This is a genomic window from Microbispora sp. CA-102843 (assembly GCF_050936215.1).
Taxonomy (GTDB): Bacteria; Actinomycetota; Actinomycetes; order Streptosporangiales; family Streptosporangiaceae; genus Microbispora.
The window spans coordinates 9,769,738-9,794,026 of the sequence record NZ_JBNJNF010000001.1 but is presented as its reverse complement, the minus strand read 5'-3'; the positions used below and the strand labels follow the sequence as shown (position 1 = coordinate 9,794,026).

The window sequence follows — 24,289 nt, the reverse complement described above, 5'->3', positions numbered from 1 at the left end:
CTGTGGAGGAAAGAAAGTCACGGGAGATTCGCGATACCGATCGAGCATGGCTCCGTAAGCCGCAAAATAGGTTTATGCCACTTACCTCCGGAACGGGACATGGCCGTGCCCACGACAGGGAGATCCTCAGGCTCGCGATCCCGGCGTTCGGGGCACTGGTGGCCGAGCCGCTCTTCCTGCTCACCGACTCCGTCATCGTCGGCCACCTCCCCGATCCTGCGCTCGGCGCTCTCGGCGTGGCCAGCGCGGCCCTGTCGGCTCTCGTCGGGCTGTGCGTGTTCCTCGCGTACGCCACCACCGCCGCGGTCGCGCGGAGGCTGGGGGCGGGGGACGTCAGGCAGGCGATGCGCCAGGGGATGGACGGCCTGTGGCTGGCCGCGATCATCGGCCTGGCCGTCAGCGTGGCGTGCTGGCCTCTTGCTCCGTTTATCGTACACCTGTTCGGAGCCACGGGCCAGCTCGCCGCGCAGGCCGTCACCTATCTGCGCATCAGCCTTCTCGGCACCCCCGCGATGCTGCTGGTCCTCGCCGGCACCGGCGTCCTGCGCGGGCTGCAGGACACCCGTACTCCGCTTGCCGTGTCCGTCGCGTCGTTCGCGCTGAACGGGCTGCTCAACGTCTGGTTCGTGCTCGGGCTGGGCTGGGGGATCGCGGGGTCGGCCTGGGGCACGGTCATCGCGCAGACCCTGGCCGGCGCGACCTACCTCGCGCTGGTCGTGCGGACCGCCCGCGCGCACGGCGCCTCGCTGCTGCCCGACCTCGCCGGAGTGCGGGCCGCAGGCGCCGCCGGGTTCGCCCTGGTCGTCCGCACGGCGTGCCTGCAGGCCGTGCTGCTCGTCGCTACCTCGATCGCCACCCGCATGGGCGACGACCAGATCGGCGCGCACACGATCGCCGCCCGGATCTGGACGTTCCTCGCCTTCGCCCTCGACGCCATCGCGATCGCGGGGCAGGCCATCACGGGCCGCGCACTGGGCGCAGGCGACACCGAGGTCACCCGCGCTGCGACCAGGCGCATGGTCATCTGGGGCATCGGATGCGGCGTCGTGTTCTGCGCGGCGGTCCTGCTGGCGCGCCCGCTGGTGCCGGCCCTGTTCGACGCGCGGGGCGAGGTGGCAACCGAGCTGCTCGCCGTGCTGTGGCCGGTCGCGCTCCTGCAGCCGATCGCGGGCGTCGTGTTCGTGCTCGACGGGGTCCTCATCGGGGCAGGCGACCAGCGCTATCTGGCCTGGGCGGGGCTGTGGACGACGCTGGCCTACCTGCCGTTCGCCGCCGTCGCGGGCAGCCTGGTCGCCCTGTGGATCGCGCTCGGCGTCTGGATGGCCGCCCGGCTCGTCACGCTCGCCATCCGGGCGTACGGCACGGCCTGGATGGTCACGGGCGGGACGGCCGCCTGACTCACATGCGGCGGGCCTCCAGCACGCGCTGGAGGAACGCCTGAGTGCGTGGATGCTCCGGCGCGCTGAAGATCTGCTCGGGCGGGCCGCTCTCCAGCAGCACGCCGCCCTCCAGGAAACACACGGTGTCGGCGATGTCGCGGGCGAAGCCCATCTCGTGGGTGGCAAGGATCATCGTCATCCCGGTCTCCTTGAGCTCGCGGATCACCCCGAGCACCTCGGTGACCAGCGTGGGGTCGAGCGCCGAGGTGACCTCGTCGAGCAGGAGCAGGCGGGGGTTGGTCGCGACCGCGCGGATGACGGCGACCCGCTGCTGCTGGCCGCCGGACAGGCGGTCGGGGTACTCCCCCGCCTTGTCGGCCAGCCCGAACCGGTCGAGCAGCTCCCGCGCCCGCGCCTCGGCCTCCCCCGGCCGCACGCCGTGCACCTTGCGCGGCGCGAGCGTGATGTTGTCGAGCACGGTCATGTGCGGGAACAGGTTGTAGGCCTGGAACACGATGCCGATGCGGCGGCGCACGTCGTCCGCGTCGGCACGCACGTCGGTGATCTCCACGCCGTCCAGGTGGATCGCGCCGTCGTCGATCGTCTCCAGCAGGTTGACGCAGCGCAGCAGCGTCGACTTGCCCGAGCCGGAGGCCCCGATCAGGCACACCACCTCGTGCGGGGCGACCTCCAGGTCGACCCCGCGCAGCACGCTCTGCCCGTGGTAGTGCTTCCAGACACCTTCGATCGTGAGCAGACTCATGCCGTGCCGCCTCCCCTTTGGCGCCGGTCGACCCGCGCGGCGAGATGGTCGGTGAACCGGGCCATCGGCACGGTCAGCCCGATGAACAGCAGCGCGGCAACCAGGTAGGGCGTGTAGTTGAAGGAGGAGGCGACATGAATCTGCGCCTGCCGAAGCGCCTCCAATGGGCCCAGTACGGAGACCAGAGCGCTGTCCTTCTGCAGCGAGACGAAGTCGTTGAGCAGCGGCGGGACCACCCTGCGGACGGCCTGCGGCAGCACCACGTAGCGCATGGTCTGGCCGTGGCTCAGGGCCAGCGACCGCGCCGCCGCCCGCTGGCTGGGATGCACCGACTCGATCCCCGCCCGGAACACCTCCGCGACGTACGCGCCGTAGGACAGCACGAGCGCGATGATGCCGAGCGTGACGGGGTCGCTCGGCGTGCCCTGCAACTGGAGCGCCGGGATGCCGAACCCGACCAGATAGATGAGCAGGATGGTCGGGATGCCGCGGAAGACGTCGGTGTAGAGCACGGCGAGCGCGCGCAGCGGGAAGAACACCGGCGAGCGCAGGCCGCGGACCAGCGCGACGAGGAGGCCCACCACCAGGATGAACACCTCGGCGATGAGGAAGATCTTGATGTTGAGCAGGAAACCGCGCAGCACGTCGGGCAGCGCGTCGGCGAACGCCTCGGGGCTGAAGAACAACTCCTGGACCCGGGGCCATCCCGGCGATGAGGTGATCCCTGCGACCAGGGCGACCACCACGACGATCGTGGACGCGGTGGCGACCGAGATCGACCGCCGCGCCCGGCCGCGCAGCTCCGCCTCCCGGCGAAGCTGCCGCTCGCTCTTCACCCACACGGGCGACTCGGCGTGCTCCGGCGTCCCCGGCGACGCGGCGGATTGCCCGTCGGTCACTTCAGCTCCGGCGCGCCCGCGGCGGAGGTCAGCCACTGGCTCTCGATCTGCGCCAGCTCACCGGACGACTTGAGGTCGCCGAGCGCCTTGTCGACGCAGCTCACCAGCGGGCTGCCCTTCTGGAACAGCAGGCCGAACTCCTCGGGCTCGCCGCCGTTCGCGGCGAACTGGCCGACGATCTTCGAGCCCTTCACCTGGGCGGCGGTGACGTAGAAGGCCGTCGGGAGGTCGACGACGATGGCGTCGATCTGCTTGTTCTTCAGCGCGTTGACCGCGTCGACCTGCTGGTTGAACACGCTCGGGTCGTTCGCGGGCTGGATGACCGAGCGCACCGCCTCCAGCGCGGTCGTGCCGGCCTGCACACCGATCTTGGCGTCCTTGAGCTCGGCGAGGCTCGTGGCGGAGGCGAACTTCGTGCCGTCGATGGCCACCACACCCTGCTTGACCGTGTAGTAGCCCTGGCTGAAGTCGACGGCCTTGGCCCGCGCGGGCGTGGCGGAGATCTGGTTGATGTCGAAGTCGAACTGCTTGGGCCCGGGGGCGAACGACGAGTCGAACGGCACGACCGCCCAGGCGACCTCGTCCTTGGTGAAGCCCATCTTCTCGGCCACCGCGTAGGCGACCGCGCTCTCGAAGCCCTGCCCGTTGGAGGGGTCGTCGTCCTTGAACCACGGCTCGTACGCCGGCTTGTCGGTGCCGATCGTGAGCTTGCCGGGGGTGGTGAGCTTCAGGCTCTCCTTGGCGCACGCGTTCGCGGCGGCGGAACCGGCCGGGCTCGCGGCGGCGCCCGCGGTGGTGGAGGTGTCGTCCGCCGGAGCGCAGGCGGCGGCCGCCAGCACAAGGGCGCCAGACGCCAGCAGGAGTGAGGGACGGCGCATCACAGCCTCCATCGAGGGGTCTTTCCACGAAATCCGCTAAATCGGACGGCAAGATACTAGCGTTTCGTATAACCCTCGTTTACCTGAGGGGAATCGCCTCGTCACCCGTGTCCGGGCAGGGGCCCGGAGAACCGCGAAGGGCCCCTCCCCGACGGACGGAGAAGGGCCCTCGACGAACTGCGGCGGGTGTCAGCCCGCGACCACCTCGACATCGAGGGTGGCGGCGACCTCCGGGTGCAGCCGGACGCTCACCTTGTGGGTGCCGACGCTCTTGATCGCGTTGCCGATCTCGATGCGGCGGCGGTCGAGCTGCGGACCGCCGGCGGCCTTGACGGCGTCGGCGATGTCGCCGGTCGTGATCGAGCCGAACAGCCGGCCCGACTCGCCCGCGCGGGTCTTGAGCCGCACCTTGAGGGCACCGAGCTGGCCGGCGACCTCCTTGGCGGAGCCCAGGTCGCGGATCTCGCGGGCGGAACGCGCCTTCTTCAGCGAGGCGACCTGCGACTCGGCGCCGCGGGTCCACCTGATGGCGAAGCCACGAGGAATGAGGTAGTTGCGGCCGTAGCCGTCCTTGACCTCGACGATGTCGCCGGGAGCGCCGAGGCCGGAGACCTCAGTGGTGAGGATGAGCTTCATTTGTCCTGAGTCTCCTTTCTCAGCGCGCGGTGCTCGTGTACGGCAGCAGGGCCATCTCACGGGCGTTCTTGATAGCGGTCGCCACGTCGCGCTGGTGCTGGGTGCAGTTGCCCGTCACCCGGCGGGCACGGATCTTGCCGCGGTCGGAGATGAACTTCCGCAGCAGCCCCGTGTCCTTGTAGTCGACGTAGGAGATCTTGTCGTGGCAGAAAAGGCAAACCTTCTTCTTAGGCTTGCGGATTGCCGGCTTCGCCATCGTGGTGCTCCTCTCAGAGCCCCGCATGTCGCGGGAATGGTCGCTCGGTTGTGTTTACGGTGGTGGGACCGGAAGGCCCCGGTGACCTAGAAGGGCGGCTCGTCGCTGAAGTCGCCGCCGAAGCCGCCGCCACCGCCCTGCGGGCCGCCGAAGCCGCCACCGCCACCACCGGAGCCGTAGCCCCCCTGCGGGGCGGGCGCCGCGGTCGCCCACGGGTCGTTGGCCGGGCCGCCTCCGAAGCCGCCGCCGCCACCGCCCTGGCGCGAGGTCTTGTTGACCTTCGCCGTGGCGTTGCGCAGCGAGGGGCCGACCTCGTCGACCTCGACCTCGTAGACCGTGCGCTTCTCGCCTTCCTTGGTCTCATACGACCGTTGGCGCAGCCGTCCCTGCACGATCACCCGCATGCCGCGCTGGAGGCTCTCGGCGACGTTCTCCGCCGCCTGCCGCCAGACGTTGCAGGTGAGGAACAGGCCCTCGCCGTCCTTCCACTCGTTGGTCTGCTTGTCGAGGAACCGCGGAGTGGACGCGATGCGGAACCGGGCCACGGCCTGCCCCGTGGGGGTGAAGCGCAGCTCCGGGTCGTCGACAAGATTGCCGACGATCGTGATCTGTGTGTCGCCTGCTGCCATCGGTCGCTTAAGCCTTCCTATCCCGTCAGCTGAGCCGTCAAGGGCTCAGAGTACGGCCCGGGCCCGACAAACCGCCGGGCTTCGGGTTCTGCACAGTGGAGCTCAGTGGAGCTCGGGGCGGATGACCTTGGTGCGGAGGATGCCCTCGTTCAGGTTGAGCTGACGGTCCAGCTCCTTCACGGTGGCGGGCTCGGCGGTCAGGTCGACCACGGCGTAGATGCCCTCGGACTTCTTGGCGATGTCGTAGGACAGGCGGCGACGGCCCCAGACGTCGACCTTCTCCACGGTGCCACCGTCGTTGCGGACGACGCCGAGGAACTGGTCGAGCGACGGCTGCACGGTGCGCTCGTCGAGGGACGGGTCGAGAATGACCATCATCTCGTAGCGACGCATGTGTGATCCAACCTCCTCTGGACTCTTGCGGTCACGACGCCTTGCCGTGACAGGAGGACCCTGCGCTTCGGCCGGGCGGCGATGCCTCCCTGGCCCTTATCAGACGCAGCCGAATAAGGCTACCAGCCACTTGGCCGTACCCGCTCCGGAGAGTGAGACTGGAGGTCGGAGAGGGGGTAGGCGCGATGCGACTTGCCATCGGCCGCAAGAGGAGGCACCCCGTTCATCTCACGCTGAACACCGACGGCAGGCCGCACCCGCGGGAGAACGCGATGACGATCGCGACGCTGGTGTGCGGCCTGGTGGCGTTCGTGACGGGCTTCATCGTGACGGCCCACATGATCGCGTCCTGGGTGGGCGCGATCGGGTTCTGGGGCGGCCTGTACGCCCAGTTCGTCTCGTCGACCACCAGGCAGCGAGCGCTGATCATCGTGGGGATCGTGGGGTCGTTCGTGGGCGCCGCGCTGGGCATCGCGCACGGAGGCTTCTTCCCCCGCGGATTCACGCTGCGCAGCTGAAGCCCGCGCAACTGAAGCTCGCGCGGCTGAGGCGTGGCCGGTCAGCCGCCGATGTGCAGGTCCACGCCGAGCAGTACGAGGAACCACAGGAAGACCGCGATCAGGGCCTGGGCGACCTGCTTGAGGAGGGTGGGGGTGATGTAGTGGTGGAGCCAGGCCACATAGAGGCCGACGAGGATGTAGATGAGAAGGATGAAGCTGCCTAAGCGATATCTCATGCTCGTCTCCTTGACGACGAAGTAGTATCGCGCGCGGATCTCGGGGGCGCGTGACACGCGACTGCCCTGGTTCGCACTTTTGAAACAGCGTGTCCTCTTGAAACGCTCTTGGAGAGCGCCTAAAGTTCGCCCTCCGCGTCCGGCAGCCCCTTAACAGGCAAGCAATGGTGGAGGAACGGCATGGACAGCCACAGCGGCTCCCGCCCGCGGATCGGAGCCCACGTCGACCAGGACGACCCGCTGGCGCACGCCGCGGCCCGCGACGCCGACGTGGTGCAGTTCTTCCTCGGCGACCCCCAGGGGTGGAAGGGCCCGGTGACACCCGCCACCGCCGACGCCCTGCGCGGCTCGGACGTGGACGTCTACGTGCACGCGCCGTACGTCATCAACGTGGCCACCGCGAACAACCGCATCCGCATCCCGAGCCGCAAGCTGCTCGACGCGCACCTCAAGGCGGCGGCGGCCATCGGCGCCAAGGGCCTGATCGTCCACGGCGGGCACGTCAACGCGGGCGACGACCCGCAGACCGGTTTCGACAACTGGCGCAAGGTCTTCGAGCGCACCGAGTGCCCGATCCCCGTGCTGATCGAGAACACGGCCGGCGGCGGCAACGCGATGGCGCGCAAGCTGGAGCGCATCGCCCGGCTGTGGGACGCGGTCACGGCGGGGGCGCCGGACCCCTCGGTCGTCGGCTTCTGCCTGGACACCTGTCACTTCCACGCGGGCGGCGAGGAGCTCGCCGGGCTCGTGGAGCGGGTGAAGGCGATCACGGGCCGCATCGACCTCGTGCACTGCAACGACTCGCGGGACGCGTTCGACTCCGGGGCCGACCGCCACGCCAACCTCGGCAGCGGGCAGATCGACCCCGAGGCGATCCTGGAGGTCTGCCGGACCGCCGGGGCGCCGATCGTGGTCGAGACGCCGTTCGAGGGCCAGGCCGACGACATCGCGTTCCTGCGCAAGCATCTGTAGACACTCGTCCACACCCTGTGGATAACTCTGCGGATTGAAAACCTCAGGAAGCGGGTACGGCTGCCTGAACGTCCCACTCGTCCCTCACCCGTACGGGCCTGCGCCTGGCGCGCCACAACTGCACGTACGACGTGACGGCCGCGGCCAGGAAGACGAGGTTGCGCAGGACCAGCACGAGCGTCCCCGGCAGGGCGCCCGTCCAGCTGTAGTCCTGCTCCACCCAGGGATACATGACCCCCGTCAACAGGGCGGCGACCATGACGAGCAGGGCGGCCGGCCGCTGCGTCGGGCCCGGCCGGTCGCGCCGCACCGACAGGATGACGGCGGCGATGCCGATCACCCACACGAGGTACTGCGGTGACAGCACCCGGCTGGTCGCGACCAGGAAGAGCACGGTGGTGAGCGCGGCGTCGTAGTACGACCGCGGGCTTGGGGCCGCGCGCAGCCACCACAGGCCGACCAGCGCCAGCGCCACGGGGGTAGCGGCCAGGCTCAGCATCGTCGCGACGCCCACACCGCCGCCCACGGCCTCCATCGCGCCGTGCCGGTAGGTGGTGTAGCCGTCCCACCAGCCGAGGGCACGGGCGAGCGCGAACGGCGTGGCGGCCAGCGACTCGATCTGCAGCCCGCGCTCCTCCTGCGCGGTCAGGAAGTCCAGCGCGTGCGGCACGATCAGGGCGGCCACGCCGCATCCCGCCACCGCGACAACGAGCGTGAGCCCCGACGCGGTCAGCAGTTCGCGCCACCGCCGCAGGCCGGCGAGCAGCGCGACCGGCCACGCCTTCACGAGGAGCCCGACGCCGATGAGCGACCCGCGCACCGCCGGGTTGGCCGACGTCGTCAGCGCGAGCACCGCCACGAGCGTGACCATGAGGTCGTACCGGGAGACGAGCACCGGGCCGAGCAGGGCCGCGCCCACGGTCCACGCCCACAGGCCCGTACGGCCGCCGCCGCGGCGGGAGCTCGAGAACCGCCACAGCAGGAGCAGGATCGCGAGGTCGCACAGCAGCGCCACCAGGTAGAAGGCGACGTGGTAGTCGAGCGGCAGCAGGCGGGGGGCGAGCAGCGGCAGCGCCGCGAACGGCGGATACTGCCATTTCTCGTCGCCCGCCGGGAACTCCCCCTCCAGCAGGACGTCGGACCAGTCGCGGTAGAGGGTGACGTCGTTCCTGAACGACTCGCCGTGCCCGGTCGGGATGGTCTGGGTCGCGACGAGGAGGAGCATCCCCCTGGTCGCGATCCACACCAGCAGCAGGAGCCATGGTGGCCTCCGGCGCATCGCGTGTCCCCCGTTCGTCGCGCACACTCTCACGCGACGCTACGCGATACCTCCGCTCGGACGGCTCCAGGCCGCGCCGTGAGGGGCGCGAAACCCGATGTAAGTTTCACGGGCTCACGCCGTCTCCGGCTGCTGCCGCGCGCCCCGCGCGAGGAGCGAACGGCGCAGCACGAGCCGGTCCTCGGCGTGGTCGAACACCCCGCCCGACGGGTCGTCGGCCTCCCCCTGGCGTACGACGTCGTACTCGGGCCACAGGATGTCGCGGACGACGAGCGCCATGAGGATGACGATCGTCAGCGCCCTGGCCCAGACCGACAGGAAGTACGGGTCGTCGCCGATGCCGAGGGAGGCCTGGTCGGGAGTCTGGCTGACCAGGTAGAGCCAGATCGAGAAGAAGTACCAGCACTCGGCGACCTGCCAGGCGGCCAGCGCGCCCCACCTCGGCCGGGCCAGCACCGCGAACGGCACCAGCCACAGGACGTACTGCGGCGACCAGACCTTGTTGGTGATCATGAAGGCGGCCAGGGCGAGGAAGCACAGCTGCATCAGGCGCGGCCGGCGCGGCGCGGCGAGCGCCAGGACGGCGACGCCCAGCAGCAGCACCGCCAGCGCGACCATGGCCATGGTGTTCAGCTTCTCGGCGTCGCCGAGAAAGGCCAGGAAACCGGGCCTTTCCCTGCCGAACCACTGGGTCTTCTGGAAGAAGAACCACAGCCCGCCCCAGTCGGCGCCGCGCTCGCTGCTGAACGCGTAGAACCGCTTCCAGCCATCGAAGCTGACCATCATGATCGGCACGTTCACCAGCAGCCACGCGGCCGCGGCCGCCGCGGCGGTCTTGAGGAACGGCACCCACTTCGCCGTACGCACCGTGAGCAGGAACAACGCGCCGAAGAACATCAGCGGGTAGAACTTCGTGGCCACGGCGAGGGCCAACAGCACGCCCGCGAGCCACGGCCGCTCCTTGGCCCAGGCCAGCAGGCCGCCGAGCGCGAGGGCCCCGGCGGCCAGGTCCCAGTTGATGTACGCGCAGAGGATGACGGCCGGGCCGACGGCGTACCAGAGGGCGTCCCAGCGGCGGGCCGGTCCGGCCAGCGCCGCCGTCAGCAGCACGCCCACGACCAGCGCGATTCCCATCAGGATCACGGTGACGTCGTAGAACACGACGCCGTCGCCGCCCGCGAGCCTGCGGGCGAACTCCATGATCCCGCCGATACCCACGGGGTATTCGACCGGGTAGTCGACGTACGGGACCTTGCCCTCGTTGAGCTTTTCAGCCCAGAACAGCGGATAGATGTCGGTGTAGCAGAAGTTCGTGAACTGCCCGACACCGCCGTTCCAGGCTCCGCCGAATCGGCAGGGATACTTCCACAGGTATGCGAGAACGGCGCCGAGCCCCGCGAGAAGCCCGAGAGGCAGGTACGGCACCGCCCGCGCGGCGACCCCGGGCAGCGGGGCGGAGTCGTTCGTGGTCCGGGTCGTCATGCTCGGTATTGCACCATTCAACGCCTCGGATTGGCGACCCCGCGCGCAGAAGGGGCCCGCGGCGGGAGTCGCCACGGGCCCCTTCTGGTCGCCGGATCGCGGATCAGGCGCCGCTGCCGCTCCTGCCGTTGCCGGACCCGGTCGGCATGGCCGCCGGGCCCTGGTTGATGTTCAACGGGACGTCGTCGCCCCCCGGGCCGCCGTCGTGGCCGCCCCCGCCCTGGTCGTCGCCGAGGCCGTCACCGCTGTCACACCCCGGGCCGCCGTTGTAGCAGCCGCCGTCGTCGGGGAAGTCGGTCGGGAAGTCGGTGGGGAACCCGCCGTCGTCCGGTTCCGGCGACGGGGACGGGGTCGGGCTCGGCACGATGTTCTCCGGACTGCCCAGCCCGGCCTTCTGCGGGAACTGCTCGACCGGCTTACCCGCGAGCGCCTCCGTCATGAAGTTCCGCCAGATCGTGGTCGGGTAGGTCGCGCCCTCGATGCCGGTGCCGAGCGATATCTCACGGGGTTCGGAGTACCGGTTGTTCGGGCCGTACTTCTTGCTCGGCTTCCCGTTGGGCGTCTCCGGACAGTTCGAGTTGATGGGCTGGACGATCTTGCCCTTTTTGGTGACGCACTGCTCGCGATACATACCGACGGCGGTGGAGATCTGCGGTGTGAAGCCGACGAACCACGCTTCCTTGTTGTCGTTGTTCGTGCCGGTCTTGCCTGCGGCGGGACGGCCGATGCCCCGGCCCGCCGCCGTACCGGACTTGAGGACCTCCTCCATGGCCGCCACGGAGTCGGCCGCCGCCTCGGGCGTGATCACCTGCTTGACGTCCCGCCGCTCGGCGAAGACGACATCCTTGTCCTTCCGGACCTCCTTGACCACGTGGTAGTCAATGTGCTTGCCCTCGTTCGCGAAGATCGAGTATCCGGCGGCCTGCTCGACCGGGGTGACCAGGGCGCTGCCGATGGAGAACTGGTACTGGTGCTTCTTGATGTCGTCCTCCAGCCGGGTCTTGTCGAGCCCGGCTTCCTCGGCGATCTGCTTCACCGCGCTGAGCTCCCCGACCGTGCCGTTCTCCTCGTCCAGCTTGTACGCCATCGAGGCGAAGGCCGTGTTGACCGAGTGCGCGGTGGCGTAGATCGCGTTGATGGCGGATGGGGTGTTGGAGTGGCTGTTGGCGAGGCCTTTCTCGAAGCCCGGCAGCTTGTCCGGCACTGTCTGGGTGCCGGGCAGGTAGCTGTTCAGGCTGTGGCCCGCGTCCAGCCAGGCGGCCAGCACGTACGGTTTGAACGCCGAGGCGGCCTGCTTCTTGGAGTCGAACGGTTCGTTCCAGTTGTCCTTGACGTAGTCGTCACCGCCATAGAAGGCGAGCACCCGTCCCGTCTTGGGGTCCACCGCGGCCAGACCGGCGTGGATCTCCTTCGGCAGACTGGAGGTGGTGCTGGTGACCGCCTTCCTGGCGGCCTGCATGAGCCTCTTGTCGAAGGTCGAGATGATCTTATAGCCGCCGCTCCTGACCTGGTCGGGCGACAGGTTCATCCGGGTCTTCAGCTCCTCCATGACCTGGACGATCATGTAGCCCTTCAGCCCGCCCAGTTCGTTGCTGTTGCGCGCGGGAACGGTCTTGGGGAACTTGGCCGTGCTCGGCAGATTGCCGTATTTAGCCGGGTCGAGTCTGGCCATGGCGTTGACGACGTCCTTGAACCGGGACTGCAACCGCGGGGAGTCGGCGTCCAGGGCGGGCGTCTGGATGCGCGCGGCGAGATAGGCGCCCTGGTCCGGGGTGAGCTGTTCGACGTGCTTCTTGAAGTACGCCTGCGCGGCGGCCTCGATGCCGTAGGCACGGCCGAAGGGCACCGTGTTCAGATACTGCAGCAGGATCTTGTCCTTGGACATCTCCTTGTCGAGCTTGACCGCGACGAAGATCTCCTTGACCTTGCGCTTGAGCGACACTTCCTGGCTCAGGCCGTCGTAGTAGTTGCGGGCCATCTGCTGGGTGATGGTCGAGGCGCCCTGCATCTGCTGGCCGGTCGCCGTCATCCAGACCGACCGGACCATGCCGGGGATCGAGATGCCGCTGTCCTCGCGGAAGGTGTTGTTCTCGATCGCGATGACGGCGTCCTGGACGTGCCGCGGCACCTTGTTGATGTCGTCCAGGATGACGCGCGGGGTTCCGACCTTGCCGATCAGCGTCTTGCCGTCGCTGTAGTAGATGGTGCTGCCCTGGGCGACGGCTTCCGCCTGGGTCGCGGTCGGCGTCGGGGTGTTGGCGTACGCCACCGCGATCATGCCGAAGGTGCCGGCGACCAGCACGGTGAAGGCCGCCACGAGGATCTTCCAGCTCGGGAGGAAGCGCTTCCAGCCCGTGCGGCGCGGCTTCTCGTCGTCCTCGTCGAAGTCGTCGAAGTCGCGCGGGTCCCGGGGACCGCGCCCGCCGGGACCTTCCGGACCACCAGGGCCACCAGGGCCACCGGGACCGCCGGGACCGCCGGGACCGCGGCCCCCCCGGCCCGGGGGCCTGCGGCGGCGACCGCCGGTCTGGATCGCCTCGGTGCTCTGCCCATCCCCCTCGCGGCGGAAGCCGCCGGTCTGCATGCCCATCGCCTGGGTGCGCTCGTCCGCGCCGGGAGCGCCGGGCCGGCCGAGGCCACCGGGACCACCGGGACCACCGGGACCACCCGGACCGCCTTGACCGGCTGGGCCCCCGGGGCCGCCGGGGCCGGCCGCGTAGCGCGGGTCACGGCCCGCGGGCGGGCGTCCGCCGCCGACAGGGCCGCGAGGTCCCTGCTGCGGTCCTTGGGCGGGTCTCTGTGCCGGTCTCTGCGGCGGGCCCTGCGGCGGGCCCTGCGCCGGTCCTTGCGGCACCGCGTTCATGGCCGCCGTGTCCTCGAAGGCCGCCGCCTCCCGGCGGCGCTCCGGTCCTCCCTGCCGGGCGGCCCGGGGCGGCTGTGGGGCCGGCCCCCTGCCGGGCTGTCTCGGCGGAGCGGGCTCGCCGTACTCGCCGTACTCGTCGGATTCCCGGGGCGAGCGACGACGGCGCCCAGGGCGGGATGATCCACCGGAGCCCGAGGCGTCCTCGGGACGGCCGGTCGGCTCCGGTCCATAGCTGCTGTAAGTCACGCGTCCTCGTCAGATGGTTCGGGGAATTGATCGACGTCGGCCGACAGGCCGGCGGGCGGCCCTCCTGGAGGTGGAGGTCGCCCTAAAGGGAAGGGCCCGGGGGATCGGCTGTTCCGAGGACGAACGACACCGCCAGGTGGTTCCAGGAACAACCTTGGCAGACCTCCACCACGTAGACCCGGAATTCGCGGTATTCCCGGGCCATCGCGGTGAGCTCGGCCATACCTTTTGCCTGGCCGGCCACTCGTCCTAGTTCATCCCCATATACGTATGTGACGTTGGTCACGTTCCTTCGTTCGCATATGGGGCACATGCGACTCGTCGGCTCTCCGTGGTATTGAGCCGCGCGCAGCAGGTATGGGTGGGCGTCGCACACGTCCCGCGCCCGCATGCGGCCGGCGCGGACGGACTGTACGGCCGCCCGCTTCGCGAGGCCGTAGTCCACGACCGACCGCTGTGACCACATGTGGCCAGATTACGACCCTTTGCTGAATCTTGCCCAACCGTTGACCCGTTGCCATCTATGACACCCCGACGTATCCTGCGGATGTATCGAGTCGATACATCGGCCGGACACAGGAGGTGGTTCCAGTGACGGGCTCTCGTGGAGGTGTGCTGGAGCTCGCCGTCCTGGGATCGCTGCACGAAACGCCCTTGCACGGATACGAGCTGCGCAAACGGCTCAACACGCTGCTCGGCATGTTCCGTGCGTTCTCCTACGGCTCGCTGTATCCCTGCCTCAGGGGTCTGCTCAACGAGGGCCTCATCGCCGAGGAAGAGCCTCCTGAGGACACGGTTCTCGGCCGCAGGTCGAAGATCGTCTACAAGATCACGGCGGAGGGTAAGGAGCGGTTGCAGGAGCTGCTCAGCCAGTCGGGCCCGTCCTCCTGGGAGGACGAAAGCTTCGGCATCCACTTCGCCTTCTTCCGCCATACGGAGGCGGAGGTGCGGCTCCGTATCCTGGAGGGCCGCCGTAGCCGCCTGGAAGAACGCCTCGACCGCGTCCGTGAGGCTCTCGCCCGTACGAGAGAGCGACTGGACAGCTACACGCTTGAGCTCCAGCGCCATGGGCTGGAGTCGGTCGAGCGCGAGGTCCGCTGGCTGAACGAGCTGATCGACTCGGAACGGCGGAGCCGTTCGGCTCCCGGCGAGGGGGATCACCCCCCGGATCCCGCGCAAGCCGTACAGGAAGAGACCCAGAGGGCGGACACGCCCGAGGCAGATAGGTAAAGGAGCGAGTGCTATGGGTTCGGTGCGCGTAGCCATCGTCGGTGTGGGCAACTGCGCCTCATCGCTGGTGCAGGGCGTCCACTACTACAAGGACGCGGATCCGGGCAGCCGTGTGCCGGGCCTCATGCACGTGCGGTTCGGTGACTACCACGTCGGCGACGTCGAGTTCGTCGCGGCCTTCGACGTGGACGCCAAGAAGGTCGGCCGCGACCTGTCGGAGGCCATCGTGGCCTCCGAGAACAACACGATCAAGATCTGCGACGTGCCGCCGCTCGGCGTCACCGTGCAGCGCGGCCCGACCTTCGACGGGCTGGGCACGTACTACCGCGAGATCATCGAGGAGTCGGACGAGCAGCCGGTCGACGTCGTCCAGGCGCTGAAGGACGCCCGGGTCGACGTCCTGGTCTCCTACCTCCCGGTGGGCTCCGAGGAGGCCGACCGCTTCTACGCGCAGTGCGCGATCGACGCCAAGGTGGCCTTCGTCAACGCGCTGCCGGTCTTCATCGCCTCCGACCCCGAGTGGGCCGCGAAGTTCACCGAGGCCGGCGTCCCGATCGTGGGCGACGACATCAAGTCGCAGGTCGGCGCCACGATCACACACCGCGTGCTGGCCAAGCTGTTCGAGGACCGCGGGGTCGAGCTGCTGCGCACCTACCAGCTCAACTTCGGCGGCAACATGGACTTCATGAACATGCTGGAGCGCACCCGCCTCCAGTCCAAGAAGATCTCCAAGACCCAGTCGGTCACGTCGCAGATCCCGCACGAGATGGCCAAGGCCGACGTCCACATCGGCCCGTCCGACCACGTGCCGTGGCTGGACGACCGCAAGTGGGCCTACGTCCGCCTCGAGGGCAGGTCGTTCGGCGACACCCCGCTCAACCTGGAGTACAAGCTCGAGGTCTGGGACTCGCCCAACTCGGCCGGCATCATCATCGACGCGGTCCGCGCGGCCAAGATCGCCCTCGACCGGGGCATCGGCGGCCCGCTGCTGTCGCCCTCGTCCTACTTCATGAAGTCGCCGCCGGAGCAGTACTCCGACGACGACGCCCGCGAGGCCGTCGAGAAGTTCATCCGCGGCGAGGTCGAGAGCTGACGTCCGTCGTCCACCGCGTGTCCCGCCCCGGCTCCGCTCGATCGGACCGGGGCGGTTCCATGCCTCAGCGGCTGGTGAGCGGGCGCGCGGCCGGCGGCAGGGCCGCGGCGTCGGCCACCGGCCAGGCCAGCGGGTCGGGCCCGAGCGCGACGAGCTGGGGCACCTGCTCCCGGGCCCAGGGCGAGATGTCCAGCTCCCCGCTCATCACCTCGGCGGCGAAGCGCGTCCAGGGCTCCCACCGGACCTCGCCCACCTCCTCGGCGTTGGGCGCGGCCTCCTCGGTCACCACGGCCCGATAGACCGGGCACAGCTCGTTCTCCACCGTGCCGTTGTCCATCACGGCCCGGTAGGAGAAGCCCGGCAGGACCAGGTCGACGGACTCGACGGCCAGGCCCAGCTCGAACCCGAGGCGGCGGATCACCGCCGACGACAGCGGCTCGCCCGGCAGCGGGTGCCCGCAGCAGCTGTTGGTCCACGCATCGGGCCAGGTCAGCTTCGAGCCCGCCCGCCGCGACAGCAGTACGCGGCCACGTTGGTCGAAGACGTAACTGGAGAACGCGAGATGCAGCGGCGTGTCGGCGCCGTGGACGGTGGACTTGGGAGCGGTGCCGATCGGGTTGCCCTCGCCATCAACCAGCACGACATGTTCCTGTGAGGTCACTCTGCGAGAGTACGTGATCACCTTGATGCGAGTGAGACGTAGGGGGCTTTATCAGGGTTGATCCTGATGCCCGGGCGTGATCTCCCGCGTAGGCTGTCGCCGTGTCCTACGTCTCTGATCTGCGAGTGGTCCTGCGGGGCCGAAACTTCCGGCGGCTTTTCGCCACGCGGCTCGTCTCGCAGTTCTCGGACGGGATCTTCCAGCTCGCCGTCGGCGGCTACGCGTTCTTCAGCCCGGAACGGCAGGCGAGCGCGACCGCCATCGCGGCGGGCCTCGCGGTGCTGCTCCTGCCGTACAGCGTCCTGGGGCCCTTCGTCGGGGTGTTCATCGACCGCTGGTCGAGGCGGCAGATCCTCGTCATCGCGCCGATCGTGCGGGGGGCGCTGCTGTTGCTGGCCGCCGGCCTCGTCGCGGCGGGGGCCTCCGACGCCGTCTTCTACGCGGCGGCGCTCGGCGTCCTCGCGGTCAACCGCTTCTTCCTGTCGGCCCTCAGCGCGGCGCTGCCGCACGTCGTGCCGTCCGAGCACCTGATGATGGCCAACGCGGTCACGCCCACCTCGGGCACGGTGGTGACGTTCGTCGGGGCGGGCGCCGGGGTCGCACTCCGCATGGTCGCCGGATCGGACGACAAGGGCGTGGCGGTGCTGCTGGTCTGCTCGGGCCTCGTCTTCGGCCTGAGCTCGCTGATCGCGCGGACGATGGAGCGCTCCCTGCTCGGCCCCGCGTACGACCCGGACCGCCCGCAGGCCCGCGAGGCCGTACGGCACGTGCTCGCCGGCCTGGTGGACGGTGCGCGGCACATCGCGCACCGGCGTTCCGCCGCGGCGGCCCTCGGCGGCATCGCTACGCACCGCCTGATGTTCGGCATCTCGACGGCGGCGGTGGTGATGCTCTACCGCTACCACTTCACCACCGACGCCGACGACGCGCTGAAGGGCATCGCGCTCGTGCTGGGCGCCGTCGGCGTGGGAAGCTTCGCCGCGGTGCTGGTCACCCCGTGGGCCACCGAGCGGGTCCGCATCGAGGCCTGGGTCCCGATGATGCTCGTGACCTGCGGAGTCCTGGAGTTCGCGCTGTGCGCGACGTTCGAGGAGTGAGGGTTCCTCGCCACCGGGCTGGTGATCGGCGTCGCGGGACAGAGCGTGAAGATCTGCGCGGACACCGTCGTGCAGCGCGACGTCGAGGATGCCTACCTCGGCCGCGCCTTCTCCGTGTACGACATGCTCTTCAACGGCATGACGGTCCTCGGCGCGGTGCTGGCGGCGGCGCTGCTGCCGCCCGACGGCAGGTCCTATCTCGCGCTCGCCGTGATCGGCGTCGGCTACCTGCTCGGCGCGGTGGTTTACCGGCTGATCCTGCCCGCCGCCGTGCGCAGGCAGCCGGTTCCCGCCGCCGACTGACCGTTTCCGCAGGAAAATAGGGACGGGACGTTCGTCGAATCCGGACTTGACTAAAACGCGCCGCCGGATTTACCGGCCCCTGAAGAGTTAGTATCCCCGGGTCCTTCCTTCAGCGAACAGGTCGTTGTGATGTCCTCCCCGACCCCCTCGACGGCAGAAGACGCCTCCGACAAGCCTGCGGGGAAGGCGACACCGGCGGACCGGTCCCCGGAGGTGGCGGCGGCACGGCAGACGGTGGTCACCACGCTCGCCGCGGCCGCCGCGAACGGCTTCTGGACGGACTTCCACACCTTTCTCGAACACCTGCCGGTTCCGACATTCGTCGGGGTGCTGGCGACCGGCGTGCTCGGCGGCCTCCTCCTGCGGGGCCGGGGGCCGGCCGGCGTGCTCGCGCGGCCGGCCGGATGGCTCGGCCCGCTCACGTCGAAGATGCGGGACTGGTTCCTGGCCCCCCTCTCCCAGCGTCCGCGGATGGCGAAGGCGCTGGGAGCGCTTCGCCGCGTCCTGCCCACGCTCGCGATCGCCTATCTGTCCGTGGCGTCCGGTGTGGTCGTCATCCTCGGCGCCTGGGGCGCCGCCCAGGGTGCGTCGGCGCTGGCGCGGTGGGTGGCGTCGCCTTCCTGCGCCGATCCGCGGGAGCTGTCGGTGATCACGGCGCCGGAGAACGTCGACGCGCTGCGTGATGCCGCCGCGGCCTATGCCGACGAGGCGGACGGCTGCACGCCGTACCGGATCTCGGTCGGCGCCGCGCCGTCCGCGGCCGAGATGGCCGACGGCTTCACGCTCGGCTGGTGTCGCGACGACGAGTCGTTCCCGCGGCTCTTCGGGAGACGTCCCGACGCCTGGATCGCGACCAGCACCGCCGAGGTGGCGCACGTCCGCCAGATCCAGAGCACCCTCAGCTCCTCGGGACAGCCGTGCGACGGGACGGCCGGCGGGACGGCGACGCTGTCGCCTGGCCGGAGCGTGACCGGCGAGCAGTTGGTCGTCGCGATGCTCGCCGAGCGCGCCGACGATCTGGACAACCTGCCCCCGGAGCAGAGGGGGGACAAGACCCTGGCGGACATCGTGGGGGCGATCCGCGCCCGGCTGGGCATGCGCCTGGTGTACCCCCAGCCCGGCCTCTCCTCGGCTGGCCTCATCGCGGCCGCGCGCCTGGTCGGCCTGGAACATCCCGAGGACACCGTGCGGAGCGTGGCCTCCGACGACAGCGTCGACGCGCTCCTGTGCCGCTACAAACGGATGACGAAGGCCGAGAAACAGGGATACGCCCTGCTCGTCCCGGCCCACAGCGTGCAGGAGTACAACGCGGGGGAGATCACGGACGAGGGCTGCCGGGGCATGGATCCGAAGGAGCCCAGGCTCGCGGAGGAGCGGCCGCCCGGTCTGCCCGTCCTGGACTACCCGTTCGTCGACATCACGTGGCCGGACGAGGACGCCCCGGCCTCCCGGGACGAGGCCGCCGAACGCCGTCTCGCCCTCGGCCGCTTCGCCGGCTGGCTGGTCCAGAAGCACCCTCTCTTCGGCCGCCCGGTGCAGCCTCCCCCGCGGAGCGGCGCCGACGAGCTGGGCGACGCGAAGGAGGAGATCGCCCGTCGGCTGCACCGCGTCGACCTGCAGTTCCTGCTCGACGTCTCCGGGTCGATGTCCCGGTCGCTGCTTCCCACTAGTGAGGCGCTCCCGGAGATCAGGCAGACGCTCATCGAGACCGACCGCCTGTCGCTCAGCACGTTCTGGCAGGAGAAGGACGGCGGCATCAGGGTCAGCGATCCCACGGACAAGGAGGGGCTGCGCCAGCTCGGCAGGTTCATCGGGCGCTTCCGGCTGGAGCGGAGCCGGGGACGGGACGCACCGCTGTCGAAGGCGATCGACGAGCTGGGAACGAGGTTCGGCCTCCCGGGTCGTTCTGTCGTGGTCGTCACGGACGGAGGACCCTTCAGGGCCGAGGAGGATCCCGGGCGGGCGGAGCAGGACGTCGTGATGGCGCTGAAGCACAGCTCCTCGATCACGAACCTCTACATCCTCGTCTTCGGGCACGGCGGGTGCGGCGGCAGGTTCCCTCAGCCGGAGCGGCCGCCGGGGTCGCCCCAGCACGTGGTCTGCGCCGAGATCGAGGGAGGGCAGTCGCCCAAGACGGGCACGCAAGCCGTGGCGAGCGCGCTGAACAACGCGATCTTCACGCTGCGGGGGTGGTCCTGATGGCCCGGCGGCCGGCGCTCTGGTGGTCGCGGCTGCCGGCCTTCCGGAGGCGGCTCGCCGCCGCGGGGTTCGCGGTGGGCGTCCTCCTCGGGGGCCTCCAGCTCGTCCACGCCCGGCAGGACACGGCGTGCCACACCGACGGGCGAATCACGATCGCGGCGAACAGCGACGTCAGCGCCGGGGGCTTCCGCAGGGACCTCGTCCGGCAGTGGAACGAGAAGTCGAAGCGCGACGACAAGCTCGTCGAGATCTCCGACTCCACCGACGAGGCCAGGGCCGAGATGGCCGCCGCGGCCCAGTCGCACCGCTGCACCTATGACGTCTTCCTCCTCGACGTCGTCTACATCCCCGAGTTCGCGAGGAACGGTTACCTGGCCGAGCTCACCCCGGAGGATTTCGGCGAGGACTGGCCGCACTTCACCGAGGAGGTGCTGCGGGCGGCTCGGGTGGACGGCGAACAGTACGCCGAGCCGTTGGCCACCGACGCGCCGCTGCTGTTCCGCAAGCCCGGCCTCCCGCTCCCCGCCACCTGGCCGGATCTCGTCGGAGACGCCGGTCGGTACGGCTACGTCGGGCAGTTCGACGACTACGAGGGAGGGACCGTCAACCTCATGGAGGCGGTGCTCTCCGGCGGCGCCGAGATCACCGATGGTGACGAGGTCGTGCTCGACCGGTACGCCGGGAAGACCAAGCAGGCGCTCGGCGACCTGCGGAGGCTACTCGCCGGGCTGGCGGGCGACGGGAGCCGGCCTCCGTCCGCCGGGGCCGAGGTCCGGTGCCAGGACCGCCTGGGCCGCGGATGCCTGTTCCGCTATCGGGAGGAGAGCAGCCTCCTGGCGTTCCGTGACGGGGACGTGGGCTACATGCGGAACTGGCCGTTCGCGTTCCCCCGCCTGGCGCTCGACCCGTCGATGCGGGCCAGGGACGGATCGCCGCTGTTCGAGGTGACCCCCCTGCCCGGCGCGAGGATCACGGGCGGCTACGCCCTCGCGATCAGCGCGACCATGCCCGAGGAGGAACGTCAGGACGCGGTGCGGCTCATCCGCTTCCTCACGTCGTCCGACGCGCAGAAGAAGCTGTTCGCGTGCGGCGGCTACCCGCCGGTCCTCAAGGACGTCTACACCTTCTACACGTCGGAGACGTCGGGCCCCCGGACGTGCGGCGAACTCCAGGGCGAGTCGAATCCGTCCCCGGAACCCGGATCGGAGATGACGGCCCCCGAGCTCAGGACCTTCGCGCGGGCGATCCACGACGCGCTGGACGGAGCCGGGTCGCGCCCGGTCTGGCCCCACTACGCCGCCTTCAGCGACACGTTCAGGTCCTGCGCGAGGAAAGCGATGACCGGCGAGATCGAGCCGCGGGACATCGACGTCGGCCGCTTCGCCGAGGCCCTGCGGGAGGCCAGGGACGGCAGGCGGCCGGACGACCCCTGCCCTGTCTGACCGGCGGCCCCGGCGACCGGGTCAGAGCGCCGCCGTCGCGGCGACCATGGCGCCGGCGATGCGGGCGACGTCCTCCGGCGTGCAGGCGTACGGCGGCATCGTGTAGATCAGGCGGCCGAAGGGGCGCAGCCAGACGCCGTGCTCCATCACGATGTCCTGAATTCTTGCGACATCGACGGGCTGGTCGGTCTCGATCACTCCGATCGCGCCCAGCACCCGTACGTCCCGTACGCCGGGGGCGTACGCGGCGGGGGCGAGGCCGTCGAGCAGGGCGGCCTCGATGCGCGCGACCTCCTCACGCCAGGGCCGCTCGGCGAGCAGGTCGAGCGAGGCGCCGGCCACGGCGCAGGCGAGCGGGTTGCCCATGTAGGTCGGGCCGTGCATCAGCACGCCGATGCGGTCGGCCACCCGCGCGGTGCACAACGTGGCGGCGAGCGTCATGTATCCGCCGGTGAGCGCCTTGCCCACGCACATGATGTCCGGCCTGATCCCGGCGTGGTCGCAGCCGAACATCTCCCCCGTACGGCCGAAGCCGGTGGCGATCTCGTCGGCGATCAGCAGGATGCCGTGCTCGTCGGCCAGGTCGCGCAGCCGCCGCAGGTAGGCCGGGTGGTAGAACCGCATACCCCCGGCGCCCTGCACGACCGGTTCCACGATGATCGCGGCGAGCCGGTCCGCGTGGGCCTCGACGGCCGCGGTCAGCTCCGCCAGATACGCCTCGTCGGGACCGGCCTCCGGGACCGGGACTGAGACCGGGACCGGGCGGCGGCCGTAGTCGTCCGGCGGCACCGGTGCGAAGACGTGCCGCGGGAGCATCCCGGTGAACAGGTGGTGCATGCCGTTGACCGGGTCGCAGACCGACATCGCGGCGAACGTGTCGCCGTGGTAGCCGCCCCGCACGGTCAGCAGGGCCGAGCGCCCGCTGTACTGGACCGCCATCTTGATCGCGACCTCGACCGCCACCGAGCCCGAGTCGGCGAGGAAGACGCGGTCGAGCCCGGTCATCCCGGCCAGCCGGTGCGCGAGCCGTACGGCGGGCTCGTGGGTCAGACCGCCGAACATGACGTGCGCCATGTCGTCCATCTGGTCGCGCGCGGCCTGGTTGAGCCGCGGGTGGTTGTGGCCGTGGATGGCCGCCCACCAGGAGGCCATGCCGTCGATCAGCTCACGGCCGTCGCCGAGCGTGATCCGCACGCCGCCGGCCCGGCGGACGACGTGCACGGGCACCCCCGACGGCACGGCCGTGTACGGGTGCCAGACGTGCTCCCGGTCCAGCCGGAGGACCTCCCCGGCGTCCACCTAGGACAGGATCCCGTTGTCGTGAGCCCAGGCGAGCAGGGCCTGCCGCGCGGCCTCCTTGCCGATCATGCCGTGGTCCATCCGGATCTCCAGCATGTGCTTGTAGGCCCTGCCGACGACCGGGCCGGGCGCCACGCCGAGGATCTCCTGGATCTCGTTGCCGTCCAGCTCGGGCCGGATCTTGGCCAGCTCCTCCTCCTCGGCCAGCCGCGCGATGCGCTCCTCCAGCTGGTCGTAGGTGCGCGACAGTGCCTGCGCCTTGCGCTTGTTGCGGGTGGTGCAGTCGGCCCTGGTCAGCTTGTGCAGGCGTTCGAGGAGGTGTCCCCCGTCGCGGACGTAGCGGCGCACGGCGCTGTCGGTCCACTCCCCCGTCCCGTAGCCGTGGAAGCGCAGGTGCAGCTCCACGAGCTTGGACACGTCGGACACCACGTCCTTGGGGAACTTGAGCTCGGTGAGCCGCTTCTTGGTCATCTGCGCGCCGACCACCTCGTGGTGGTGGAACGACACCCGGCCGCCGGGCTCGTTGCGCCGGGTCTTCGGCTTGCCGATGTCGTGCAGCAGGGCCGCCCACCGCAGCACCCGGTCGGGGCCGGCCGTCTCCAGCCCGATCGCCTGCTCGAGCACGATCAGCGTGTGCTCGTAGACGTCCTTGTGCCGGTGGTGCTCGTCGATCTCCAGCCGCAGCTTGGGCAGCTCGGGCAGGACGTGGGCGGAGAGCCCGGTCTCGACCAGCAGCGCCAGCCCGGCTCTCGGGTGCGCGCCGAGGATCAGCTTGTCGAGCTCGTCGCGGATGCGCTCGGCCGAGACGATCTCGATGCGGCCGGACATCGCGGTCATGGCCTCGACGACCTCGGGGGCCACGGTGAACCCGAGCTGGCCGGCGAACCTGGCCGCCCGCAGCATTCGCAGCGGGTCGTCGTCGAACGACTGCTCGGGCCTGCCCGGCGTCCGCAGCGTCCTGGCGGCGAGGTCCGGCAGCCCGCCGTACGGGTCGACGAACTCGTGACTGGGCAGGCGGACGGCCATGGCGTTGACCGCGAAGTCGCGCCGGGCGAGGTCGCCGTCGAGCGAGTCGCCGTACATCACCTCGGGCTTGCGCGAGGCGGGGTCGTACGACTCGCTGCGGTAGGTGGTGATCTCCAGCAGCCAGCCGCCCTTGCGCACGCCGACGGTGCCGAAGTCGATCCCGATCGTCCAGACGGCGTCCGCCCAGTCCTTGACGATCTCCAGCACCCGCTCGGGACGGGCGTCCGTGGTCAGGTCGAGGTCCTTGCTCGCGCGGCCGAGGAGGACGTCGCGGACGGAGCCGCCGACCAGGGCCAGCTCGTGCCCCCGGGCCGAGAACAGCTCACCGAGCTCGTCGGCGACCGGGGCGATCCGGCGGAACAGTTCGTTCACGGCGCGCTGCTGGCTGTCGCTCAGATTTGAAACGGACAAGGCTGGGTAGGTCCTTCGGTCACGGAACAGAAACTCTCCCCCGACGGCCCAGGTGTTCGGGTGTCACCCAGGGGAGACACACTTAGCGATCACCAGGCCACGGACGGTTCGGGGGCG

General features: G+C 70.1%; 24 protein-coding genes. 9 read left to right on the top strand and 15 right to left on the bottom strand.

What is annotated here, in order from left to right:
* Window positions 1-74 precede the first annotated feature (74 nt).
* The gene (locus ACQEVJ_RS45750) at window positions 75-1,397 is read left to right on the top strand and encodes an MATE family efflux transporter (RefSeq protein ID WP_433112337.1); all 1,323 of its coding nucleotides are present in this window, start codon (window positions 75-77) and stop codon (window positions 1,395-1,397) included.
* A gap of 1 nt (window position 1,398) precedes the next feature.
* On the opposite strand, the gene ACQEVJ_RS45745 is transcribed toward ACQEVJ_RS45750, so the two are convergent.
* The 7 genes from ACQEVJ_RS45745 to rpsF form a co-directional block, all read right to left on the bottom strand.
* Window positions 1,399-2,142, bottom strand: coding sequence for an amino acid ABC transporter ATP-binding protein (locus ACQEVJ_RS45745; protein ID WP_433112334.1), 744 nt, complete (start codon window positions 2,140-2,142; stop codon window positions 1,399-1,401).
* Entirely contained in the window at window positions 2,139-3,041 is a 903-nt protein-coding gene (locus ACQEVJ_RS45740) for an amino acid ABC transporter permease (protein ID WP_433112331.1), read from the bottom strand. Before ACQEVJ_RS45740 ends, ACQEVJ_RS45745 begins: the two co-directional genes overlap by 4 nt.
* The gene (locus tag ACQEVJ_RS45735) at window positions 3,038-3,919 is read right to left on the bottom strand and encodes an ABC transporter substrate-binding protein (protein ID WP_433112328.1); all 882 of its coding nucleotides are present in this window, start codon (window positions 3,917-3,919) and stop codon (window positions 3,038-3,040) included. Before ACQEVJ_RS45735 ends, ACQEVJ_RS45740 begins: the two co-directional genes overlap by 4 nt.
* Window positions 3,920-4,108: 189 nt before the next feature.
* Window positions 4,109-4,555: a 50S ribosomal protein L9 gene (gene rplI / locus ACQEVJ_RS45730; protein WP_433112325.1), complete on the bottom strand. Its 447-nt coding sequence runs from the start codon at window positions 4,553-4,555 to the stop codon at window positions 4,109-4,111.
* A 19-nt stretch (window positions 4,556-4,574) separates the two neighbouring features.
* Window positions 4,575-4,811: a 30S ribosomal protein S18 gene (rpsR, locus tag ACQEVJ_RS45725; RefSeq protein ID WP_030508621.1), complete on the bottom strand. Its 237-nt coding sequence runs from the start codon at window positions 4,809-4,811 to the stop codon at window positions 4,575-4,577.
* Window positions 4,812-4,897: 86 nt separating this feature from the next.
* Window positions 4,898-5,440, bottom strand: a complete 543-nt coding sequence (locus tag ACQEVJ_RS45720) for a single-stranded DNA-binding protein (protein WP_433112322.1) — start codon at window positions 5,438-5,440, stop codon at window positions 4,898-4,900.
* Between the two features lie 102 nt (window positions 5,441-5,542).
* The gene (gene rpsF, locus ACQEVJ_RS45715) at window positions 5,543-5,833 is read right to left on the bottom strand and encodes a 30S ribosomal protein S6 (RefSeq protein WP_433112319.1); all 291 of its coding nucleotides are present in this window, start codon (window positions 5,831-5,833) and stop codon (window positions 5,543-5,545) included.
* A gap of 185 nt (window positions 5,834-6,018) precedes the next feature.
* On the opposite strand from rpsF, the gene ACQEVJ_RS45710 reads away from it, so the two are divergent.
* On the top strand, window positions 6,019-6,351 hold the full coding sequence (locus ACQEVJ_RS45710; protein WP_433112316.1) for a hypothetical protein: 333 nt from the start codon (window positions 6,019-6,021) through the stop codon (window positions 6,349-6,351).
* Between the two features lie 41 nt (window positions 6,352-6,392).
* On the opposite strand, the gene ACQEVJ_RS45705 is transcribed toward ACQEVJ_RS45710, so the two are convergent.
* A complete protein-coding gene (locus tag ACQEVJ_RS45705) occupies window positions 6,393-6,569 on the bottom strand; it encodes a hypothetical protein (RefSeq protein ID WP_167530482.1) in 177 nt (58 codons plus the stop codon).
* Window positions 6,570-6,749: 180 nt separating this feature from the next.
* Here ACQEVJ_RS45705 and ACQEVJ_RS45700 point away from each other — a divergent pair, with 180 nt between their 5' ends.
* Window positions 6,750-7,541: a deoxyribonuclease IV gene (locus ACQEVJ_RS45700; protein ID WP_433112312.1), complete on the top strand. Its 792-nt coding sequence runs from the start codon at window positions 6,750-6,752 to the stop codon at window positions 7,539-7,541.
* Between the two features lie 43 nt (window positions 7,542-7,584).
* Here ACQEVJ_RS45700 and ACQEVJ_RS45695 read toward each other — a convergent pair whose 3' ends face one another.
* The 4 genes from ACQEVJ_RS45695 to ACQEVJ_RS45680 form a co-directional block, all read right to left on the bottom strand.
* Window positions 7,585-8,820 (bottom strand): glycosyltransferase 87 family protein, encoded by a 1,236-nt coding sequence (locus ACQEVJ_RS45695; RefSeq protein ID WP_433112309.1) that lies wholly within the window; start codon window positions 8,818-8,820, stop codon window positions 7,585-7,587.
* Between the two features lie 114 nt (window positions 8,821-8,934).
* The gene (locus tag ACQEVJ_RS45690; protein WP_433112306.1) at window positions 8,935-10,302 is read right to left on the bottom strand and encodes a glycosyltransferase family 87 protein; all 1,368 of its coding nucleotides are present in this window, start codon (window positions 10,300-10,302) and stop codon (window positions 8,935-8,937) included.
* A gap of 103 nt (window positions 10,303-10,405) precedes the next feature.
* Window positions 10,406-12,892: a transglycosylase domain-containing protein gene (locus ACQEVJ_RS45685; protein ID WP_433112303.1), complete on the bottom strand. Its 2,487-nt coding sequence runs from the start codon at window positions 12,890-12,892 to the stop codon at window positions 10,406-10,408.
* A gap of 601 nt (window positions 12,893-13,493) precedes the next feature.
* Window positions 13,494-13,877, bottom strand: a complete 384-nt coding sequence (locus ACQEVJ_RS45680) for a DUF5318 family protein (RefSeq protein ID WP_433112300.1) — start codon at window positions 13,875-13,877, stop codon at window positions 13,494-13,496.
* Between the two features lie 125 nt (window positions 13,878-14,002).
* On the opposite strand from ACQEVJ_RS45680, the gene ACQEVJ_RS45675 reads away from it, so the two are divergent.
* Together ACQEVJ_RS45675 and ACQEVJ_RS45670 are read left to right on the top strand one after the other, a co-directional pair.
* On the top strand, window positions 14,003-14,641 hold the full coding sequence (locus ACQEVJ_RS45675; RefSeq protein WP_030508612.1) for a PadR family transcriptional regulator: 639 nt from the start codon (window positions 14,003-14,005) through the stop codon (window positions 14,639-14,641).
* A 13-nt stretch (window positions 14,642-14,654) separates the two neighbouring features.
* Complete coding sequence (locus ACQEVJ_RS45670) at window positions 14,655-15,734, top strand: inositol-3-phosphate synthase (protein WP_142564161.1); 1,080 nt, start codon at window positions 14,655-14,657, stop codon at window positions 15,732-15,734.
* Window positions 15,735-15,798: 64 nt separating this feature from the next.
* Here ACQEVJ_RS45670 and idi read toward each other — a convergent pair whose 3' ends face one another.
* A complete protein-coding gene (gene idi, locus ACQEVJ_RS45665) occupies window positions 15,799-16,395 on the bottom strand; it encodes an isopentenyl-diphosphate Delta-isomerase (RefSeq protein ID WP_433112295.1) in 597 nt (198 codons plus the stop codon).
* Window positions 16,396-16,496: 101 nt separating this feature from the next.
* Between idi and ACQEVJ_RS45660 the strand changes: the two genes are divergently transcribed.
* From ACQEVJ_RS45660 to ACQEVJ_RS45645, 4 genes are all read left to right on the top strand, one after another.
* Window positions 16,497-17,492, top strand: a complete 996-nt coding sequence (locus tag ACQEVJ_RS45660) for an MFS transporter (RefSeq protein ID WP_433112292.1) — start codon at window positions 16,497-16,499, stop codon at window positions 17,490-17,492.
* A 45-nt stretch (window positions 17,493-17,537) separates the two neighbouring features.
* Entirely contained in the window at window positions 17,538-17,795 is a 258-nt protein-coding gene (locus ACQEVJ_RS45655; protein ID WP_433112289.1) for a hypothetical protein, read from the top strand.
* 129 nt (window positions 17,796-17,924) lie between these two features.
* Window positions 17,925-19,994 carry a vWA domain-containing protein gene (locus ACQEVJ_RS45650; protein ID WP_433112287.1) on the top strand — a complete coding sequence of 690 codons (2,070 nt, stop codon included), beginning with the start codon at window positions 17,925-17,927 and terminating at the stop codon, window positions 19,992-19,994.
* Window positions 19,994-21,436, top strand: coding sequence for an extracellular solute-binding protein (locus tag ACQEVJ_RS45645; protein WP_433112284.1), 1,443 nt, complete (start codon window positions 19,994-19,996; stop codon window positions 21,434-21,436). Before ACQEVJ_RS45650 ends, ACQEVJ_RS45645 begins: the two co-directional genes overlap by 1 nt.
* Before the next feature lie 21 nt (window positions 21,437-21,457).
* Here ACQEVJ_RS45645 and ACQEVJ_RS45640 read toward each other — a convergent pair whose 3' ends face one another.
* Both ACQEVJ_RS45640 and ACQEVJ_RS45635 read right to left on the bottom strand, forming a co-directional pair.
* Complete coding sequence (locus tag ACQEVJ_RS45640) at window positions 21,458-22,735, bottom strand: adenosylmethionine--8-amino-7-oxononanoate transaminase (RefSeq protein WP_433112281.1); 1,278 nt, start codon at window positions 22,733-22,735, stop codon at window positions 21,458-21,460.
* Complete coding sequence (locus ACQEVJ_RS45635) at window positions 22,736-24,172, bottom strand: CCA tRNA nucleotidyltransferase (RefSeq protein WP_433112278.1); 1,437 nt, start codon at window positions 24,170-24,172, stop codon at window positions 22,736-22,738.
* Between the last annotated feature and the right edge of the window lie 117 nt (window positions 24,173-24,289).